This is a genomic window from Mucilaginibacter psychrotolerans (assembly GCF_004519315.1).
In the GTDB taxonomy this organism is placed as follows: domain Bacteria; phylum Bacteroidota; class Bacteroidia; order Sphingobacteriales; family Sphingobacteriaceae; genus Mucilaginibacter; species Mucilaginibacter psychrotolerans.
This window is the reverse complement of sequence record NZ_SOZE01000033.1, coordinates 41,168-61,675: the sequence shown is the minus strand read 5'-3', so window position 1 is coordinate 61,675 and position 20,508 is coordinate 41,168. Positions and strand designations below refer to the sequence as shown.

Below are 20,508 nucleotides of genomic sequence, written 5' to 3'. Positions count from 1 at the left end.
CTCAGGCAAGAATATCCGCCAGCTAACTTCTTATCCAAAATATATTGGAGGCAATCCTGCTCCGTTTTAAACTTATCTCTAAATTCGTTGATACTAATTCCGCTAAACATAGTAAGTTATTCAGCTTAAATATACTAAATAACTTACTGATTATCAATAATTTATTAACAAAAAAACGCTTTGCGAACTAAATACATAATCCTATAATTTAATTTTCGATTCCGTGAGATATTTATTTCCGTTTTGAGTTTGCAAGATATATGCATAGACCATTTCTCTAATGGAAACAATTATATGAAGTCTTCCACCATAAACTTGGTTTCTAATAAATCGAAACACGGCACTAAATAGACCATATTGACATTTTAACCAATCATAAGGCGCATGTTCAAAGTCATCATCTACTTGATCAATAAAAAAGTATACAGGGGGCGCATATTTTAAAATCTGCCCCATTTCTACTTCAAATTCAGCCCATTCTTCTAAGTGTAAAAAATGATGCAAATCTCTTAAGCTCTGATGTCGGTTTAATAGATTTGATAATTGATTGTAAATTGATATTGCGACTTGTGTTTTAGGTAAAATTGCTGCATATCTGGAATGAAATCTTTCTGTAATTTTACTATTTATGTACTTTCTCAATGATGGGGAATAGAAAAAATGAGCGTATAAACTTCTTAAAATCACAACTTTCCAAATCCTGCGCCAGCCTTCGTCTGCATCTGCATCATTTTTATACCATAAATTAACTTTCGTAATTAATTCTGAATCTGGTGGTTCGTTATCTATATCGGTAAAATAAATTGAATCCCCGTTTTCAGCCATTTGCCTGCAATAATCTTGAATGGATCTCAAGTAAAGGGTTTTGCCAGCCCCTCTTTTTCCAACGATAATTCGCACAGATGGGTCTGCTTCTAAATAATCCTCTTTATAATCTGAATTAGATAGTCGGATATAATTTTGCCTTAATTTATTAAAATCAACTCTCGATGCATCCGCTGCACCAAAGGGGCCATCAGAATTAAAACTACTTGCATTTTTTTCCGTCATAATCTGTTTGTGATAGTTAATAACTAGAGATATTAAAGAGATAGAAACTTATATTCATAGAACATAAGGACGTTATTCAAATTAATTAGCTCATTAGTTATTAATGGTTTAAGATTTTTAAAAATATATATTAAAATTTGAATTTCATATATTTCAATAAAAAACAGCTCAAATATTAAATATCAGATGGGTAAAGCCGCATGCCTAAATTTAACTTGTTTTTAATTGTGTTGAAACATTATTTCTAAATTTCTCTTTACCGTTCTATATAATTTCTCATTTTCGCTTTCGTTTAAAGAAGAATTTTTTACTTATGAATTTTGTGTTCCGGGCTGTTTGCGCAGCCACCTTGTTCTTGTTCTCTGCATGCTCCTCAGATACTGCCAAAAAAAAAGCGGATGCTACCAGCGCTGCGGCTCCCTTTAACCCTGCCGGTTTATTAAAATACGACCCCAAAACAGGCGACAAAAAGATTGACGCCTTTATGCAACACTTGCATAAGGTAAGCGGTTTTAACGGCAATGTGCTGGTGGCTAAAAAAGGCAAGATCATATACGAGAACACTTTTGGCTGGGCCAACCACTTGCTTCGCGATAGCCTGAAACTGGGCTCGCAGTTCGAGCTGGCATCCGTTACCAAAACCATGACGGGCACCGCCATTATGCAGCTTTGGGAACAAGGAAAAATCAAGCTTGACCAGAACGTAAAAGAGTTCTTCCCCGATTTTCCTTATGAGGGTATCACCATCCGCCTACTGCTTACGCACCGCTCGGGCATGATGAACTACGTTTACTTTTTAGATGGCATCTATCGCGGCGAACACCTTAACCAAAGCAAGGGCCTTACCAATGCCGATGCCATGGCCATGATAGCCAAATACAAGCCGGCGCGCTATATCGCTCCCGATAAAAAATTCCACTACAACAACTCCAACTTTATGGTGCTGGGCGCCATTATAGAAAAGGTTACGGGTAAAACCTATGCCGATTATATGATGGAGAATGTATTTAAGCCTGCCGGCATGACACATACGCATGTGTACTCTAAAGCTGTTTATGATAAGATACCCGTTGATGTGGTAGGGCACGATCGCAACAGCTGGCGATATTCGGTAGCACAAAACTACCTCGACGGCCCTGTGGGCGATAAAGGCATCTACAGCACCGTGGGGGATTTGTACATTTTTGACCAGGCCCTGCGCGCCGGTAAGCTGATAAAGCCCGCCACGCAGGATTCTGCCTATACGCCGCGCAATCCTATGATACGCGGGCATTTTAGTTATGGGTATGGCTGGCGTATATTTGAAGCACCGGGGCAAAAGGTAATTTACCATACCGGTTGGTGGCACGGTTTCCGCCACATATATTTGCGCGATATGAAGAACGACATCACCATCGTGCTGTTGGGCAACGTAGTAAACGGAAGCTTGCTGCACCTAGATGACCTGTTCAAAATTACCGGCATGCCGGTAGTGCGCAAAGGCGCTTACAATGGCGCTGGTGATACGGAGGAAGACTGATAGATGTGCAGATTTCAAATGTGCAGGTGTGCAGATGAAACAGCAAAATCTGCAAATTACAGATGTGCAGATTTCAGATGAAAAAATCTGCACATGGAAAGATATTAGGAATTATTTAAAACCGGATATGCGATTGATTTGGGGCAGCTCATCTGCACATTTGAAATCTGCATATCCGCACATCAAAAAGTTATGTTCGATAAATTAATGGAAGCTCAGCAAAAGGCTGGCGAAGTAAAACAGCGGTTGGATGCGATAAGCGTAACCGGTACTGCCGAGGGCGGCAAAATTACCGTACAGGCCAATGGCAATAAGGTTGTACAATCGGTTACTATTGATGAAGCTTTTTTAAAGGAAGCTGATAAAGAAGAACTGGAAGAGCTGCTGGTTATTGCCATTAATAAAGCAATGGAGCAGGCCGATAACGTGAGTCAAAGCGAAATGGCTGCCATGACCAGCGCTATGTTTGGCGGCATGGGCGGCCTGTTTGGTAAATAACATTATAGGTATGTAATATTACCGTTAAATAAGTTAGGCGTTTAAACATCTGCCGGGTTATTTTGTAATTTAAGCACTTAATTCAATCGCTAATGAAAGTTACCTATTTAGGCCAGTCGACCATTGAGCTGGTGGCCGACGGCAAAAAACTACTGTTCGACCCATTTATTACGTATAACGAACTGGCTAAAGGCATCGTAGATGTTGCCAGTCTTAAACCCGATTACATCCTGGTATCTCACGGCCATGGCGATCATGTTGCCGATCTGGTTCAGGTGCAAAAGCAAAGTGGTGCCCAAGTGATCTGTATTGCGGAAATTGCAGAATGGTTAGGCAAACAAGGTATTGAAAACGTGCATGGCATGAACATCGGCGGTGGTTTCAATTTTGATTTTGGCCGCGTGAAGATGGTAAACGCTGTACACTCCAGCACCTTGCCCGACGGTAGCAGCGGCGGCAACCCGGCGGGTTTTGTGATTTCCTCGGAAGGGAAGAAAATATACTTTGCCGGCGATACGGCGCTTACTTACGATATGAAATTGCTGGAAGATGAAAACCTCGACTGGGCGTTTTTACCCATCGGCGATAACTACACCATGGGGGCAGATGATGCCATCAAAGCCGCAGCATTCATCAACTGTAAAAATATCATCGGTATTCATTACGATTCGTTCCCGGTTATTAAAATAGATAAGGAAGAGGTAAAAGAAAAATTCGCCAAAGCGGGACTAAACCTTAAGCTGCCTGCGATAGGCGAGAGCTTAGATTTGTAAGGTCCGCTCCATCTAAAACAAAAAGCATTTGCACATAAGCAGATGCTTTTTTGTTTGATTGAAAATTCAGGTTTATTTCGACACAAGCTCTTCATACCAACCATTATAAACCAAAACGGCCCCGCAATTTGCAGGGCCGTTTTGTAGAAAACTATTTATTAAATCACAGTTCCACTCGGGATAATGGCTCGTTTCTTAACGATTACGATGCCATCTACAACCGTATAGGTTGGGAAATCGCCATCCGGCAGTTTAGCACCGCAGTTGATTTTAACATCGTCGCCAATGTAGGTATTCTTATCAATAATGGCGTTGCGCAGCGTACACCTGTCGCCGATACCCATTATTGGTTCGCCATTGGCTTTGGCCACAGCTATCTCATCAAGGGTTTGGTAATTATCGCTACCCATTACGTAGCAGCTATCTATGGTGGTGTAAAGGCCGATACGGGTACGGATACCTACTATAGACCGGGTGATTAAGCTGGCATTGATGATACAACCATCGGCAATTATCGATCTGTCCAGATGCGTGCCCGATATTTTGGTAGGCGGCAACATGCGCGCACGGGTATAGATATGGTTTTTATCGAACAGGTTAAACTGCGGGATATCATCTGTTAGGCCAAGGTTGGCATCAAAGAAAGATGGGATGGTACCGATATCTGTCCAATAGCCTTCGTACTGGTAGCTTACTACCTTATGGCCTTCTATAGATTGCGGGATGATTTCTTTACCGAAGTCGGTATGGTCGTTACCTTCCAATAATTCGTAAAGCAGCTTACGGTTAAAGATGTAGATACCCATCGAAGCCAGGTAAATTCGGCCCTGGGCTTTCATTTCGGGGCTAACCTCTGAAACCCAGTTCTCGAAGCCTGATTTTGGTTTTTCGATGAAAGAGGTGATGAGATTCTCATCGTCGGTTTTCAGAATACCGAAGCCGGGTACATCATTCACATGCACAGGAATAGTAGCAATGGATATGTCAGCCTTTTTTTCGATATGCTGTTTGATCATTTCATCAAAATCCATCTGGTACAGCTGGTCGCCCGAGAGGATAAGCACGTAATCAAAATCGTGCACGCCAAGGTGGTGCAAGCTTTGTCTTACCGCATCGGCAGTGCCCTGGAACCAACCTGCGCTGGTAGGGGTTTGCTCGGCAGCCAAAATATCAACAAAAGCTGTACTGAATGTGCTGAAGTGATAGGTGTTTTTGATGTGCTTGTTAAGCGATGCCGAGTTGAACTGCGTGAGCACGAATATCCGGTCGATACCCGAGTGGAGGCAGTTAGAAATTGGTATATCTACCAAACGGTATTTACCAGCAATAGGTACTGCCGGTTTTGAGCGTGTTAGTGTTAGCGGTGCTAACCGGCTGCCCTGGCCGCCGCCAAGTACAATGCTGATTACTTTTGATGTCATATCGTAGGAATTAAACTTTCGTATAGGTCAATATATTCTTTTGCCGACCGGCCCCACGAAAAATCGAGGCCCATCATGCGCTTACGCAGTAGTGTCATTTTCTTGGTATCGCTGTATAACTCCACCGCCCGGGTTATGGATGTACTGATGTCATCCACGCTTACGTTGTTGAAACGGATGCCGTAGCCACCCTCGTCGGCAAAATCTATAACCGTATCGGCAAGGCCGCCGGTGGTACGTACTACCGGGATGGTTCCGTAGCGTATAGCGTATAATTGGTTAAGCCCGCAAGGTTCCACGCGCGATGGCATCAGCAGGAAATCGGCCCCGGCGTATATCAAATGCGCCAGCGATTCATCATAACCGATAAACACGTTGCAGTTTTGCGGGTAAAAGTCTTTTAATTTTTGCAGGGCCATCTCGGTCTCTGCATCTCCGGTACCCAGTATCAGGAAGTTTACGTCATCGCCATGTTGCTGTATGCTGCGTTCGATGGCGGCAGGCAATACATCGGCACCCTTTTCTATCACCAGGCGGCCTATGAATACGATAAGCGGCTTATCTGCCGAGAGGTGGAAGCGGGTGCACAGAGCCTCCTTGTTTTTTTGCTTGCCTTTATTTACAGTAGTCAGCGAGAACTTGTTGGGTACCATAGGGTCGGCGGCGGCATTCCAAACATCTGTGTCGATGCCGTTGATAATGCCGTAGCCCTTTTGCCTTTCTACATAAAACAGGTATTCGAGCCCGTTAGAGTTAATGGTAAGCTCGCGCAGGTAGTTTGGCGATACGGTAGTATAACGCCAGCAGCATTTTACGGCGCAAGCCAGCGGATTTATACCGCCGTTCCAATCAAGAAGACCGGTTTTGTAAAAATCTATCTCGGGCAGCAGGTTAAGCCGTTCCCAGCCGAATGCGCCATGATATTGCCCGTTGTGAATGGTAAATATGGTGGGGATATGCGCTAATCGCTTATACAATGCCGAGTGGTACATCATGAAAGGGATAAGCCCCGAATGATGGTCATGACAGTGTACTAGATCGGGCGTTTGGCCGCTCCAGTTTATCCAATCTAAAAAACATATCTGGAACGCCAGGAACTGGTCAAGTTCATCGGGGTAGCTGTAGATGTTCTCCCTATCCAGCAGGCCGGGGATTTTTATCATAAACAGCTCGAAGCCCAGCTTATCGGTTGTTTCTTTCAGTATTTCGAAGTAAATACGGCGCGTGCCTAAAAGCGTAGTGCCCTGGAAAACAATGTCAAAAGTGTTTTCATGTACGAATTTACGGTTGTAAAACGGCATTACCACAGCGGCGTTTTGACCTGCCTGGTTCTGGTATTTAGGCAATGCGCCAACTACATCTGCAAGCCCGCCTACTTTAGCAATAGGATAGCATTCGGCACTCAGGTGAAAAATTCTCATTCGGGATTATATAGTGGTTAAGGTACTAAACATTTCCTCAAATGAACAAACATATAATTTGAAAAATCTGTTTGAAATGGTGTTATAATTTAATTAAAACACGCCGTTATTTACCATTTCAATATTTATCAGAAATAGACAGTAGCTTTTATTGCGGATTTAGCAATGGAGCACCTTAAAGTGAGCGTACTTTTTAAAAAAGACAGTTTAAAAAGAAATATCGCAAGCCAGCAACGATGATTTTAGCAGGCCGACTTGCTCATAAGTTTGCTGATAGATGCCGGATGCATCACGGCTGAGCAGGGTAGTGATTTTGTTTTCGGGGTCAATCATGAAATATTCCTTAACCCCTGCTTTTTCGTAAAGGGCGCGTTTGCGCTTGGTATTCGTAAGCACATTATTTTAAACCCCACTTTTCAAAAATCTTAGCGACTTCAGCATGCGGAAATACCTCGCCATTGTCTGCCTCGGCGATGCCTTCTACAACATCTTGTTGTTGTGATTCGCTTAGCTCGTGGAACCAGTCAGGGCTTGTATTGCTTTTTTGTTCCATGTGCGGTCGATTTTAAACGTTATACTATACTTAAGTCGATATATGGAACAGCTTCAAAGCTCTTGTACATAGCAAAAACTTCAGAAATATTTCCAATCTCACTAAAGGCATGCGTCAGGTAGTTTGTATCGAAAAGTTCTTGAATGGCTTTGTGTATTGTTGATTTACTTAAATCTTTAACAATTACCATGTCCGTCGACCAAAAAAAGATTTGCTCATCCTTTTCCATCAACACTTGTATATTTTTTTGAGTAAATAAAGTGCCAAAATAGACCTTGTTATTCGGTAGCACAACATTGATATCGGTGTTGTCATTGTTGACATCTTTTATATCGTAGCCAACGGGAAGAAAGATAATTTTAAAGTCCATTCTCCCATCCTATCAATGCGCCTCCAACCAATTCACGCCCGTACCAATTTCTACCATAATAGGTACTTCGGTTTTAATGGCGTTTTTCATATTCTCTAAAATGATTGGCTTCACAATGTCTACTTCGTAATGCGGCACATCGAAAACCAACTCATCATGCACCTGCATGGTCATGCGGGCATCCAGCTTTTGGGCCTTAAACTCGCGGTGGATGTTGATCATGGCTATTTTGATCATATCTGCAGCGGAACCTTGTATCGGTGCGTTGATGGCATTTCGTTCGGCGAAGCCGCGCACGGTTTGGTTGGCAGAATTGATATCGCGCAGGTAACGGCGGCGGCCCATCAGTGTGGTTACGTAACCGTTTTCACGGGCAAAGTTCATGGTATCGGCCATGTATTGTTTGATGCCGGGGTATTGGGCAAAGTAGTTCTCTATAATATCTGCAGCTTCCTTCCTTGGGATGCCTAAATTCTGCGATAAACCAAAAGCCGACTGCCCATAGATAATCCCGAAGTTTACTGCTTTGGCATTACGGCGTTGGGTGCTGTCTACTTCCTCTATGCTCACGCCATAAACCTTGGCGGCCGTAGCGGTGTGGATATCGATGTTGTCGATAAAGGCCTGGCGCATATTGGGGTCCTTGCTGATCTCTGCTATGATGCGTAGCTCTATCTGCGAATAATCCGCCGATACAATAACGTGGTTCTCATCGCGCGGGATAAAGGCTTTCCTTACTTCCCTGCCCCGTTCGGTGCGTATAGGGATGTTTTGCAGGTTGGGGTTATTTGAGCTTAAACGCCCGGTTGCCGCCACTGCCTGGTTATAACTGGTATGGATGCGCCCGGTTTTAGGGTTCACCATGGTTGGCAGTGCATCTACATAGGTAGATTTCAATTTTTGCAACTGGCGGAAATCCAAAATATCGCGCACGATATCGCTTTTGGCAGCAAGCGACAAAAGCACGTCTTCACCGGTTTGGTATTGGCCGGTCTTGGTTTTTTTGGCTTTGGGGTCAAGCATCAGCTTCTCGAAGAGCACCTCGCCCAGTTGCTTTGGCGATGCGATGTTGAAACGCACGCCTGCTTTCTCATAAACCACTTTCTCCAGTTTGGCTATGTCGGTTTCCAGTTCCTTGCTAAACTCCTTTAGGGTTTCATGGTCTATGCGCACGCCTTCGTGCTCTACATCTGCCAAAACGTATATCAGCGGATTTTCTATCTCGTTCAGCAGTTTTTCGGCACCTGCTTCTTTTATTTTCGGTTCGAAGATAGACTTCAGCTGCAGGGTTACATCGGCATCCTCGGCGGCGTAATCTTTTATTTTTTCTATCTCCACATCGCGCATGGTGCCTTGGTTTTTGCCTTTGGGGCCGATGAGCTCGGTAATGGAAACTGGTTTGTAGTTAAGGTAGTTTTCCGACAGGATATCCATATTGTGGCGGGTATCAGGGTCGATGACGTAATGCGCCATCATGGTATCGAACAGCTTGCCCTTTATTTCTATGCCGTACCATTTCAGCATCAGTATATCGAACTTGAGGTTCTGTCCAATCTTGCCAATTTGCTCATCCTCCAGCACGGGCTTAAACTCGGCCACTATCTTCAGTATCTCCTGCTCATCAACCGGTACGGGAACATACCATGCCTGGTAGTGCTTCACCGCGAAGGAGAGGCCCACCAGTTCGCATTGGTTGGCATCGGTGCCGGTGGTTTCGGTATCAAAGCAAATGCTTTCGTGCTGTTTTAATATGCTGATGAGTTCGGCGCGTTTCTCGAATGTATCGGCTAGAATATATTCGTGCTCAACCGTGTTTATGTTTTTTACATCGGGCTGGTTAGGCGCTTCGTAAATATCCTGCGTCTCTACCGTGAGGGTAGTGCGCGCACCGGCAACGGGGTCGCCGAATAAGTCGGTTTGTACCGAAACCGCGCGGGTTTCGGTAATGCTAAAATCATCACCAAACACACGGCGTCCCAGGGTGCGGAACTCCAGCTCGGCAAAAAGAGGTTCCAGTAAATCTTTGCTCGGCGCGCACATTTCCAACCCGGCTTCATCCAGTTCTACCGGTGAATTGAGGTTAATGGTAGCCAATCGTTTAGACATCAGCCCCTGTTCGGCAAAATTCTCCACGTTTTCGCGCAGCTTACCCTTTAGTTCGTGGCTGTGGGCTATGATTTCTTCTACTGAGCCGTATTGTTTTATCAAAGTCTTAGCGGTTTTCTCGCCAATGCCCGGTATGCCGGGTATGCCGTCTACCGCATCGCCCCAAAGGCCAAGTATATCTATCACCTGCTCGGGGCGTTCTATTTCCCATTTGGCAAGTACTTCCTTTACGCCCAGTATCTCCATATCGTTACCCATACGGGCAGGTTTGTAGATGCGGATATTTTCGGATACCAGTTGGGCAAAATCCTTATCGGGTGTCATGCAGTAAACCTGGTAGCCCTTTTGTTCTGCTTTTTTGGCGAGTGTGCCTATAATATCATCGGCTTCGTAACCGTCAGAGGTAATGAGGGGGATATTAAAACCAAGCACCACTTTAAATATATAGGGTAGGGCCCTGCTTAAGTCCTCGGGCATGCTTTCGCGATGTGCCTTGTATTTTTCGTATTCTACGTGGCGTTCGGTAGGGGCATCGGTATCAAAAACCACTGCCATGTGGGTGGGTTTTTCTTTTTTCAACACATCCAGTAGGGTATTGGTAAAGCCCATTACGGCAGAGGTATTCATTCCCGCCGAAGTAAAGCGCGGGGTTTTGCTCAATGCGAAATGCGCCCGGTAAATAAGGGCCATGCCATCCAATAGAAAAAGCTTCTTCATAATTATTTTTAAACACCGATTTCACAGATTTAATTGATTACACCGATAGATAGTGATGATTTCAATGATTGGTTGCCGATGTATGTTTTCAAAAGTACGATTATTGTTTACGAACAGCCAAGATATGCCAGGCAAAAAATAACATTCAATTCTTATCTGTGAAATCAATTAAATCGGTGTAATCTGTGAAATAAAAAACTATCTAAAACTACATTGCGGTACATGGTCGTTCACCATGCCGGTTGCCTGCATAAAGGCGTAACATATGGTGGTGCCGAAGAATTTGAACCCGCGCTTTTTCATGTCTTTGGCAATAGCGTCAGATTCGGGCGTGCTTACCTGCGGGCCATGGTAGCTAGTAATAGGCTTTCCATCGGGCATAAAACTGTAGAGGTAATTGTTGAACGAGCCGAACTCCTTTTGCACATCCATAAACAACTGCGCATTGCGTATTGCAGAAGAAACTTTGAGGCGGTTACGTATGATGCCCGCATCCTGCAATAAACGCTGCTGGTCCTCCTCGGTAAAGGCCGCCACCTTCTCTACATCAAAATCGGCAAAGGCTTTGCGATAGCCATCGCGCCTGCGCAAGATAGTTATCCAGCTTAAACCGGCTTGGGCAGCCTCTAGCGTTAGGAATTCAAAGAAGATATTATCGTCGTGGATGGTTTTACCCCATTCTTCATCATGATATTCCATGTAAAGCGGGTCGGTGCCGCACCAAAAGCAGCGGTGTATTTCTGGGGTAGATGACATTTGTTTCGGCATATGTTATGCAGGCTAAATTAGCAATAAAAATATACTTTGCTAATAATTTTAGATTTTGATATCGGGTGTAATGAAGATTCTCAGCTTAACTGATTTGAGTTGATGTGACTAATCCTGATTTAATGACTTTGTTTCGGTAATCAACCTGAATTTATTGATGTGCTTATCCTGCAAAACATCAAATACCCTTTTAATTAGCGGATAGTCGGTATATCGGTCGGCTTTCAAAGCAATTCTTAAAGGGTACCCTGTGTTGGAATTGCGAGCTTGTTTTGCAGATTGTATCCACTCGCCCAACTCATTTTCTTCGATACTTATTTTAATACCTAATTGATGGTAATATGCTTCGCTCTCTATTTTATAACTGGCTAAGTATGATTTTAGCTGCGATAAAGGCATACCTATTACCTCCATATTTTCAAAAGCTGCCATTTCCACAGGCGAAAATTGCATAGCATGCTTTTCGGCCATATTTATTAAAGTTTGCCTGCGAAGCTCCTTGTCTAAAGTTAACATTACCCTTCCCTGGCCAATCAATATTAACCCTTCCGCAAAACCATCAATATCGCAATATAAGCCGGATGACGCTGGCATATTGATATTAACAGGTTCGGGGTAATTTGGACGTGCCATGGAAAGGTATAGTAGCAAAAGCAAGAATCCAACTGAGCATACCGCTGCCAGGTCTAGGGGTAAATAGATATGCCGGCTGCGTTTTTGCATCATGTTAGGTTCGGTCTATAAATCTACCAAATTAATTGTCAGCAAACCAAAGCAAAAGCTTACTGAAAACCGCCCACCGAATTCAACTCATCCCAATACTCCACCGCCCTGCGGTAATGCGGGATAACTATCGAGCCTCCCACCAAGTTTGCTATCATAAACACTTCATTCATTTCGTCGTGCTGTACACCGGCTTCGTGGCATTTGCCCAAGTGGTATTTAATGCAATCGTCGCAACGTAATACCATACTGGCTACCAGGCCAAGCATTTCTTTGGTTTTAACATCTAATGCGCCATCGGCATAAGTGGTGGTATCGAGGGCGAAGAATCGCTTGATATTGGTGTTGGCGGTCTCCATTATCCTATCGTTCATTTTGGTACGATAGGCTTCAAAATCGTTTATTAGTTGTCCCATAACTTGAGCATTGTTACTTTAATTATTTGCTATTTTATTTAGCATTAAAGTTATAAATGTTTTACCTTTATCAGCGTCATCAACCGTAATTTTACGCATTTATTAAAATACCTATGGAAAGCTTATCCCCCAATATCTTCGTTGCCGATATTAATAAAACCATCGAATTTTACACCATCCTGGGTTTCGACCTGGCTATGAGCGTGCCCGAAACCGGTCCGGATTTTGTTTGGGCCATGATGATTAAAGGCAACGTAACCATGATGTTCCAAACGATGGAAAGTCTTGGCGAAGAATTGCCCGAAATAAAACGTACCAACGGGGGCTCTCTGCTGCTGTACATTAAGCTAAGCGGTATCCGTGCTTTTTTTGAGGATATAAAAGATAAAGTTACCGTGCTTAAAGGCCTGGAGAAGACCTTTTATGGCGCAACGGAGTTTTCAATATGCGATAACAATGATTACGTTTTAACCTTTGCTGAAGACGAAGCAGAATGATAACTTTTAAACGACTGGACCATTTTCACGTTTGTGTACCGCCTGAAAGGCTGGAGGAGGCGCGGTTATTCTATAGCGATGTAATAGGACTGGAGCTGATTTACCGGCCAGATCATCTTTTCTCGTCCGCAGGGTATTGGTTCAATATCGGCGACTTGCAACTACATATCGGTGTAGAGCCTGCTTTGCCGCGAACCATCAGACATGTAGCGATGGAGGTTGCAGGTATTGAGGCTGCAAGGCAGCACCTGGAAGCGAATGGTGTAGAGCTTGTGGAAGAGCCGGTAATACCTGGCCGATCGCGCTTTGCTTTTATTGATCCCTTTGGCAACCGCATGGAGTTGCTGCAAATAATGTAATACACCCCATAGTTGTCGATTTTACAGTTAAATTAGCAGTCTTTGGGCCGTTTTTTGCTTGATGTTGAGCTATGAAGATACTCACACCCGCTATGCATGGCGTTGCCGATTACCTGATCGTCATATTCTTATGGTCGGCACCAACATTGTTCGTGTTGCCCGGAGATCTTTCCCGTATCGCTTATGGAATGGGTATTGCGCATTTGGTATTAACCATTTGTACGGATAATACAGCTGGGATTTTCAGATTTTTCTCTATGCGCGTGCATGGTATTATTGAGGTGGCGTTAGGTGTTTTGCTTATTGTGCTTTGCTATACCTTGTTGCAGTATGATGACCGCGCCAAACCCTTTTTAATGACTTATGGGGTTTTGCTGCTGGTGCTTTCCCTGGTTACCGATTACAGCTACATTAAGCCCGATTTTCGTAAGCTCAGAGCGTCAGCTCGATTGCGGGATCCCAATACAGCACTTTAAAATGCTGTACTTTATCGTCAATTACCTCAACGCCCTCGCTGGCCAGCAGCTGCTCCATTGTATCGCCTCCAAAATGGAATTTCCCGGTAAGTAAGCCTTGCCGGTTTACTACACGGTGCGCAGGAATGGGCGGGTTAGCCGTACCCGCGGCCATCATGGCGTAACCAACAACGCGCGATGATTGCTTCGACCCCAGGTAAGCTGCGATGGCCCCATAGGAGGTCACTCTGCCTTTAGGTATCAGCCGTACTACATCGTACACGTTATCGTAAAAATTATAATCGGCCATTGGCTTTAAAACGAAAACTTAAGGTAGTTGATGTTTTTGTTGTGCTGCAGGTACTTTTTCTCGTAATAAGTTTTGATGGATAATACCTCGTCGGCAAATTCCGAGTGGTATAGATCCTCCGTTTTGGCATGTAGCGGCAGGGTCAGCTCTAAAATTTTTTCCGCCGTGTATGCGTGCAATCCATCGTTGTCGGTCTTCAAATTTACATAGCCACCTGGTTTTAACAATACACGATATTTATCTAAAAAACGCGGTGACGTGAGGCGTTTTTTCTCGCGGCTTAGTTGAGGCTGCGGGTCGGGAAAGGTAATCCATATCTCGTCAACCTCGCCGGGGCCAAAATAATCGGTAAGGTTCTCTATCTGTATTCGCAAAAAGGCAACATTATGCACGCCATCCTCCAGTGCGGTTTTTGCGCCGCGCCAAATGCGGTTGCCTTTATAATCAATGCCGATAAAGTTTTTGCCCGGGAACATAGTCGCCAGGTTCACTGTGTATTCGCCTTTGCCGCAAGCAAGCTCCAGCACTACGGGGTTGTCATTTTTGAAAAACCCGTTTGCCCAATTCCCTTTGTAGGGCTTGCCGGCATCCAGCTGCAAAACATTTTCGAAGGTTTCTATCTCGGCAAAACGCCTTATCTTATCTTTTCCCATAAAAAGGCAAAAATAACAAAATTAATGATGTTGGTTGATGGCAGCCAATCGGCAAACCCCGGGTTAATATATCGCCCGGCTTGCGCCGCCATCTACCTGTATGGTTTGCCCGCTAATGTAGCTTGCTAGTTCCGATGAGAGAAAAGCTACCAGCACCGCCAGCTCTGCCGGATCGCCTATACGGCCCAAGGGGATACTTTTGGCTTTTTCTTTTATGGCCTCTTCGGTATCTACGCCTTTGGGGAGGGTGTGTTTTATCCGGTCGGTAAGGATGAGGCCGGGTGCCACATTATTTACGGTGATATTGTAGGGGCCAAACTCGTCGGCCATCATTTTGGCCAGGCCAACCACACCCATGCGCATAGCGGTAGAAAGCACCGAGCCTGCCAGCACCGCCTTTACCGAGCCGCTGATGATGTTGATGATGCGCCCGCTACCCGTTTGCTGCATATAAGGCAGCACCAATTTGCTTGCGCGCGCTACGCTCATCAGGTTAAGGTTAAAGGCCTGCAACCATTGTTCTTCGCTGATGTTCTCAAATTTATCGAACGGCGGGCCACCGGCATTGTTTACTAAGATATCTATCCGCCCGAATTGAGTTGCGGTTTGCGCTATAAATGCAGCTACCTCTTCGGATTTCGATAAATCAACACTTATTGCCACCACCTTATTGCCCGTAAGCGCATCAATTTCGCTGGCGGTTTTATTTAGCTCTTCCGCATCGCGCGATCCTATTACTACCGTTGCACCTTCGGCAGAAAGGGCTGTTGCTATTGCTTTGCCCAGGCCTTTGCTGGCGGCAAATACCAGGGCCACTTTGTTGTGCAGTTTTAAATCCATAGACTACAATATTAGCCAATTTGAGGTTTTAGCATCTGTTTAATTTTCAATAAAATATCATAAATTAGGAGCCAATTATATTACCAAATTATAAGCAAATCATTAACTAAACTAGCTGGTGTTGGCCAGCTGTTGATGCCTTGTGCCCGCTTTTTTATGCAACCTATTACTTTATGAGAAGAGCCTTTACCTGTTTGTGCATTGTCCTGTTTATGGCGAGTTGTAAAAAAGACGCACCAAAAGTTGACCCGCCGGATACCACACCCGATTTCAATATTTTTGTGGAAGCTAAGAGCAATGCCGGTAAAATAAATACCGACGTTTTGCTTACCAAGGATGGTGATACGTTTAAAGGCGGTACTGGCGAGCCGGAAACAGATATGAACCTGGTGGCCGGTTTCGTAACCAAAAACGGCGCCGTTGTTAAGGTGGGCGATGTGGTGCAAACCAGCGGCGTTACCAGCAACGATTTCTCTAAGCCTGTTGTTTATTCAGTAACCACCGGCGGTACGGTGAAAACATACACCGTAACCATTGCCAATTTTACAGGCTTGCCGGTGTTCAATATTACTACCGCTGCGCCTGTGGTTTCTAAAGACGATTACGTTACCGGTACGCTTAATATCAATACCATGGGCTTGTACGATCAGGACGTGAAGACCATCGAAATGCAGATAAAGGGCCGTGGTAACTCTACCTGGGGCATGCCCAAAAAGCCCTATCGTCTTAAGTTCACCAACAAGAATAAATTGCTGGGCCTGGCAAGCGCCAAAAATTGGGTGCTGCTGGCTAACTATGCCGATAAAACCTTGATGCGCAATAGCCTGGCCTTTGGCTTAGCACAGTCGGCGGGATCTGATTATGCCCCTCATGGCATATTTGTAGAGGTTTTTATGAATGGCGAATACCTGGGCAACTATACCCTTACCGAACAGGTAGAAATAAACGCAGCCCGCGTAAATATACCGGAACTTAAGGCCGGCGACGTAAGCGCCACCGCCATTACCGGGGGCTATTTGATAGAGCTTGACCAGCGTAATGGCGAGATAGTGCATTTCAATACCACCAAAGGCCTGCCCATGAACCTGCGCTCGCCCGAAGCACCGAATACCGGCCAGTTGAACTACATCCAAAACTACCTGCAGCAAACCGAGGATGCTATATTCTCGGCCAACTTTGCCGATCCGGCAACCGGTTATGCCAAGTACATCAACTCCGACTCATTCATTAGCTGGTTTTTGGTGAACGAGGTTTTCAAGAATCAGGATGCCGCCAACTTTGCCAGCATGTTTTATTATAAAGACAGGGGCGGCAAATTAGGTATGGGCCCCGCCTGGGATTTTGACCTGGGAGCAGGTAACGTTGATTACAGCGATGCTACCAAGCCCGAAGGCTGGTGGGTGCACGATGGCGTTTGGATAGGCCGACTTATGCAAGACCCCGCATTTGCTGCCAAAGTAAAAGCCAAATGGGATGTACTTAAAACAACAGGCCTGCCCGAGATGCTTGCTGCCATGGATAAGAATGCGGCCTACCTCGACGAATCGCAGAAACGCAACTTCACCAAATGGAATATCCTCAATATTTATGTATGGCCAAACCCTGTGGTATTGGGCAGCTACAAAGCTGAGGTAGCTTATGTGAAAAACTGGTTCCAGAAACGAATAGCGTGGATGGACGCCAATATCAAATAGTCGTCCGGGGTGCCTGGTTTAGCTGTTGGAGAAAATTCAATATCTTTAGCCAATGAAAAACCAGGTTACGCGTACCATTTTATTGCTGGCGGTTTCTGTTGCACTATTTGCGGTTATCTTATGGGCTCCGGCACCTAAAAATCCGGTGTGGTTCGATATCATCAGGGGGGCATCCGGCGGCTTTGGGCTGGCAGGCTGTATAAGCTTTATTTTACTGCTGAAAGATGAATTGAAAGCCACTAAAAAAACGTAAGGTGCAACACTTGTTTTATATAAGAGTGCTATATTTACAGCCTTATCCCCTAAATAAAACAAACTGTTTTTTAATACGTTAAACAGTGTTGTTGTTTTATGTGTTTTTGTGCCTGTAATGGCCGTATTTACCTACCGTTTCTCCTTTATAAATGAATAATTACTCCAGGTTTAGCAGTGATGAATTGCTGGATATTTTGGCCCTGTCGCCAAATGCTACCGGCGTTTACACCAGCCGTGATATTATTATCCAATATGCTAACGATGCCATGCTCAACTTTTGGGGCAAAAGCACGGCAGTAATTGGTCTGCCTATGCAGTTAGCCATTCCCGAACTTGAAGGCCAGCCATTTATTGGCCTTTTGCAGGATGTGTGGGAAACGGGTATTACTTACGAAGCGTCGGATACGGCGGCCGATTTACTCGTAAAGGGCAAAATGAGTACGTTTTATTTCGATTTTGTTTATCGTGCACTGAAAAACAGCGAGGGCGATGTTTATGCCATTTTGCATACGGCGACTGATGTGACCGAGCGCTACCTTAATCAACAGGTATTAAAAAATGCAAAAAAAACGCAGCAGCAACTCACGCGTGAGCAAGCGCTTAACGAGGAGTTGAACAACGCTATAGAGGAGCTGCGCGCCAGCAACGAAGAACTTAACGAGACGCAATTTAAGCTACAGGTACTTAATTCTGAGTTGGAAGACCGCGTTGACCGCCGCACAAAGGCCCTGGCCGAAAGCGAGGCCAATTTACGCAATATGATACTGCAGGCTCCGGTGGCCATTGGTTTATTTGCCGGGTACGATATGGTATTGGATGTAGTGAACGATAAATTTCTGGAATTGTGGGGCAGGGAACGCTCTGTAATAGGCCAGAAATTAGAAGATGTACTGCCCGAACTGAAAGACCAGCCCTACATCAAAATAATGCAGGAGGTTTATACCACAAACGTGCCCTATATAGGGCGGGAGGCCAACGTTATGCTTAACCGTAATGGGCACCCGGAGCAGGGGTATTACAACTTTATTAACCAGCCTTTTAAAAATGCGGCAGGCGAAACCACGGGCATTATGGTAGTTGCCGCCGAAGTTACCGACCAGGTGCTGGCTGGTAACCGTATAAAGCATAGCGAAAACCGGCTTAGCGCGATGGTAATGAGTACGCCGATCAGTATGGCCATTTTAGAAGGGCATGATATGGTGATAACTGTAGCTAACCATTCAATGCTGGATATTTGGGGGCGCACAAGCGAGCAGGTATTAGAGCAAAAATTGCTTGACGTTTTCCCTGAGCTAATTGATCAGCCATTCCCAAAGATGTTGGATGAAGTATTCGCCACGGGTAAAAGGCTCGCTATATCCGAGATCGCGGTAGATATCGTAACCCCCGAAACAACCAAGCACCTTTACGTAAACTTTTCCTACGACCCTCTTTTTGCAGCGGATGGCCAGGTAGAATCGATAATGGTATCGGTAGTAAACATTACCGATGCGGTTGAGGCGCGCAAGCAACTGGAGCAAAATGAAGCCGAATTGCAGGTACTGAATGAGGAGATATCTGCTGCTAACGAAGAACTTGCTGCAACCAACGAAGAACTTTTTGCAACAAACGAAGAATTGAACGAAACGCAGCACGACCTGCAAAGAATTATAAACGAACTGGAAACAAGCGAGGGTAAACTACGCTACATGCTTGCCGATGCGCCCATTGCCATAGCCTTGTTTACCGGGCGCGATATGGTGATAGAATCGGCCAACAAAAAAGCACTCGAAGCCTGGGGTAAAGATAGCAGTGTGGTAGGCAAGCCTTTGCACATTGCTTTGCCTGAACTGGCAGGGCAGCAATTCTTAAACCTGCTTGATAATGTTTTTACCAGCGGCGTGGCTTATAATGGTAACGAGGTAAAGGCATTGATTGAACAGGGCGGCAAGACGGAAGAGGTGTACTCTAACTTTGTGTACCACCCCCTTAAAGACAGCAAGGGTGCAACAACCAGTATTATTTTGGTGGCTAGTATTGTTACCGAGCAGGTAAAGGCACGTAAAGAGGTACAAAAAGCAGAAGAGCAAACCCGTTTTGCTATTGAGGCTGCCAATGTAGGAACCTGGTTTTTGGATGTGGAAACCCGCGAATTTATCGTATCGGCACGTTTAAAAGAACAATTTGGTTACCGTGCCGACGAGGATGTGAGCTATGATATGGTTGTGGCGGCTATACCCGAAGATTATAAGGAGCGCGTATTAAAAGCCGTGGAACGTGTAATAAGTACCGGGGGCGATTACGTGATGGAGCACCCCGTTATAGGGCACGACAACCAAAAGAAACGTTGGGTACGCGCCTTTGGCAAGCTATACCCCAATGAAAGCGGTAAACTGACCCACTTCTCCGGGCTGATGATGGATATTACCGAACAAAAGGAAGACGAGCAGCGCAAGAACGATTTTATAGGCATGGTAAGCCACGAATTGAAGACCCCACTTACCTCACTTAGCGCTTATGCCCAAATGCTTTACAACAAGGCGCGCAACAACGATGACGGCTTTACCCTAAATGCTTTGGAAAAAGTGAACGCGCAGGTAAAGAAGATGAGTGCCATGGTAAACGGCTTTCTGAACGTATCGCGGCTGGAATCGGGCAAGATATTTTTAAACATGCACGCCTTCAGGCTGGATGAGTTGGTGAACGAAATGATAGCGGATGCCAACCTTACCATTGCTAGTCATAGCATATCGGTAACAACTACCGAAGCCATCAGCCTAACCGGCGACCGCGACAAGATAGGCTCTGTAATATCAAACTTATTAAGCAACGCCGTTAAATACTCGCCGCGCGGCAGGCGCATAGAAGTGGCCTGCGAGCTTTTGGGCAATATGGCGCGTGTAAGCGTAAAGGATGAGGGCATGGGCGTAAAACCGAACGACATAGAAAAGATATTCGACCGTTACTACCGCGTAGAAAGCACGCACACGCAAACCGTGTCGGGTTTTGGCATTGGCTTATACATTTGCGCCGAGATAGTGCAGCGGCACGATGGCAGGATTTGGGTAGAAAGCGAGCAAGGCGAGGGCTCTACTTTCTACTTTACGCTGCCTGTAAATTAATTCGTATCT

General features: G+C 45.1%; 22 protein-coding genes. 9 read left to right on the top strand and 13 right to left on the bottom strand.

The window, feature by feature from the left end; translation table 11 throughout:
* Positions 1–201 precede the first annotated feature (201 nt).
* Complete coding sequence (locus E2R66_RS22945) at positions 202–1,050, bottom strand: hypothetical protein (protein WP_133235218.1); 849 nt, start codon at positions 1,048–1,050, stop codon at positions 202–204.
* Positions 1,051–1,363: 313 nt separating this feature from the next.
* On the opposite strand from E2R66_RS22945, the gene E2R66_RS22940 reads away from it, so the two are divergent.
* From E2R66_RS22940 to E2R66_RS22930, 3 genes are all read left to right on the top strand, one after another.
* Positions 1,364–2,569 carry a serine hydrolase domain-containing protein gene (locus tag E2R66_RS22940; protein WP_133235216.1) on the top strand — a complete coding sequence of 402 codons (1,206 nt, stop codon included), beginning with the start codon at positions 1,364–1,366 and terminating at the stop codon, positions 2,567–2,569.
* Between the two features lie 192 nt (positions 2,570–2,761).
* Complete coding sequence (locus E2R66_RS22935; protein WP_133235214.1) at positions 2,762–3,067, top strand: YbaB/EbfC family nucleoid-associated protein; 306 nt, start codon at positions 2,762–2,764, stop codon at positions 3,065–3,067.
* Between the two features lie 92 nt (positions 3,068–3,159).
* Positions 3,160–3,840: a metal-dependent hydrolase gene (locus E2R66_RS22930; protein ID WP_133235212.1), complete on the top strand. Its 681-nt coding sequence runs from the start codon at positions 3,160–3,162 to the stop codon at positions 3,838–3,840.
* Positions 3,841–3,998: 158 nt separating this feature from the next.
* On the opposite strand, the gene E2R66_RS22925 is transcribed toward E2R66_RS22930, so the two are convergent.
* The 9 genes from E2R66_RS22925 to E2R66_RS22890 all read right to left on the bottom strand — a co-directional run bounded on the left by E2R66_RS22925 (position 3,999) and on the right by E2R66_RS22890 (position 12,335).
* Positions 3,999–5,261 (bottom strand): glucose-1-phosphate adenylyltransferase, encoded by a 1,263-nt coding sequence (locus tag E2R66_RS22925; RefSeq protein ID WP_133235210.1) that lies wholly within the window; start codon positions 5,259–5,261, stop codon positions 3,999–4,001.
* A complete protein-coding gene (locus tag E2R66_RS22920) occupies positions 5,258–6,682 on the bottom strand; it encodes a glycogen synthase (RefSeq protein WP_133235208.1) in 1,425 nt (474 codons plus the stop codon). The genes E2R66_RS22925 and E2R66_RS22920 overlap by 4 nt, the downstream gene beginning before the upstream one ends.
* Positions 6,683–6,889: 207 nt before the next feature.
* Positions 6,890–7,078, bottom strand: a complete 189-nt coding sequence (locus E2R66_RS22915; RefSeq protein ID WP_133235206.1) for a PDDEXK family nuclease — start codon at positions 7,076–7,078, stop codon at positions 6,890–6,892.
* Position 7,079: 1 nt separating this feature from the next.
* The gene (locus E2R66_RS28515) at positions 7,080–7,235 is read right to left on the bottom strand and encodes a hypothetical protein (protein WP_158288487.1); all 156 of its coding nucleotides are present in this window, start codon (positions 7,233–7,235) and stop codon (positions 7,080–7,082) included.
* Positions 7,236–7,254: 19 nt separating this feature from the next.
* Entirely contained in the window at positions 7,255–7,605 is a 351-nt protein-coding gene (locus E2R66_RS22910) for a hypothetical protein (protein ID WP_133235204.1), read from the bottom strand.
* Positions 7,606–7,617: 12 nt separating this feature from the next.
* Positions 7,618–10,428, bottom strand: a complete 2,811-nt coding sequence (polA, locus tag E2R66_RS22905) for a DNA polymerase I (RefSeq protein WP_133235202.1) — start codon at positions 10,426–10,428, stop codon at positions 7,618–7,620.
* Between the two features lie 198 nt (positions 10,429–10,626).
* Positions 10,627–11,184 carry a DNA-3-methyladenine glycosylase I gene (locus E2R66_RS22900; protein WP_133235200.1) on the bottom strand — a complete coding sequence of 186 codons (558 nt, stop codon included), beginning with the start codon at positions 11,182–11,184 and terminating at the stop codon, positions 10,627–10,629.
* A 120-nt stretch (positions 11,185–11,304) separates the two neighbouring features.
* Entirely contained in the window at positions 11,305–11,829 is a 525-nt protein-coding gene (locus E2R66_RS22895) for a hypothetical protein (protein ID WP_133235198.1), read from the bottom strand.
* Positions 11,830–11,978: 149 nt separating this feature from the next.
* Positions 11,979–12,335 carry a carboxymuconolactone decarboxylase family protein gene (locus tag E2R66_RS22890; RefSeq protein WP_133235196.1) on the bottom strand — a complete coding sequence of 119 codons (357 nt, stop codon included), beginning with the start codon at positions 12,333–12,335 and terminating at the stop codon, positions 11,979–11,981.
* A gap of 113 nt (positions 12,336–12,448) precedes the next feature.
* Here E2R66_RS22890 and E2R66_RS22885 point away from each other — a divergent pair, with 113 nt between their 5' ends.
* From E2R66_RS22885 to E2R66_RS22875, 3 genes are all read left to right on the top strand, one after another.
* A complete protein-coding gene (locus tag E2R66_RS22885) occupies positions 12,449–12,832 on the top strand; it encodes a VOC family protein (protein WP_133235194.1) in 384 nt (127 codons plus the stop codon).
* Positions 12,829–13,191: a VOC family protein gene (locus tag E2R66_RS22880; RefSeq protein WP_133235192.1), complete on the top strand. Its 363-nt coding sequence runs from the start codon at positions 12,829–12,831 to the stop codon at positions 13,189–13,191. Before E2R66_RS22885 ends, E2R66_RS22880 begins: the two co-directional genes overlap by 4 nt.
* A gap of 71 nt (positions 13,192–13,262) precedes the next feature.
* Positions 13,263–13,667, top strand: a complete 405-nt coding sequence (locus tag E2R66_RS22875; RefSeq protein ID WP_133235190.1) for a hypothetical protein — start codon at positions 13,263–13,265, stop codon at positions 13,665–13,667.
* Here E2R66_RS22875 and E2R66_RS22870 read toward each other — a convergent pair.
* The 3 genes from E2R66_RS22870 to E2R66_RS22860 all read right to left on the bottom strand — a co-directional run bounded on the left by E2R66_RS22870 (position 13,624) and on the right by E2R66_RS22860 (position 15,449).
* Entirely contained in the window at positions 13,624–13,956 is a 333-nt protein-coding gene (locus E2R66_RS22870; RefSeq protein WP_133235188.1) for an MGMT family protein, read from the bottom strand. The two genes, E2R66_RS22875 and E2R66_RS22870, sit on opposite strands and share 44 nt — an antisense overlap.
* 5 nt (positions 13,957–13,961) lie before the next feature.
* Positions 13,962–14,609: a tRNA (guanosine(46)-N7)-methyltransferase TrmB gene (gene trmB / locus E2R66_RS22865; RefSeq protein ID WP_133235186.1), complete on the bottom strand. Its 648-nt coding sequence runs from the start codon at positions 14,607–14,609 to the stop codon at positions 13,962–13,964.
* 63 nt (positions 14,610–14,672) lie between these two features.
* Complete coding sequence (locus E2R66_RS22860) at positions 14,673–15,449, bottom strand: SDR family oxidoreductase (RefSeq protein ID WP_133235184.1); 777 nt, start codon at positions 15,447–15,449, stop codon at positions 14,673–14,675.
* Between the two features lie 173 nt (positions 15,450–15,622).
* Here E2R66_RS22860 and E2R66_RS22855 point away from each other — a divergent pair, with 173 nt between their 5' ends.
* From E2R66_RS22855 to E2R66_RS22845, 3 genes are all read left to right on the top strand, one after another.
* Complete coding sequence (locus E2R66_RS22855) at positions 15,623–17,143, top strand: CotH kinase family protein (protein WP_133235182.1); 1,521 nt, start codon at positions 15,623–15,625, stop codon at positions 17,141–17,143.
* Between the two features lie 52 nt (positions 17,144–17,195).
* The gene (locus tag E2R66_RS22850; RefSeq protein ID WP_133235180.1) at positions 17,196–17,396 is read left to right on the top strand and encodes a hypothetical protein; all 201 of its coding nucleotides are present in this window, start codon (positions 17,196–17,198) and stop codon (positions 17,394–17,396) included.
* 151 nt (positions 17,397–17,547) lie between these two features.
* Entirely contained in the window at positions 17,548–20,499 is a 2,952-nt protein-coding gene (locus tag E2R66_RS22845; protein ID WP_133235178.1) for a PAS domain-containing protein, read from the top strand.
* The last annotated feature ends 9 nt before the right edge of the window (positions 20,500–20,508 follow it).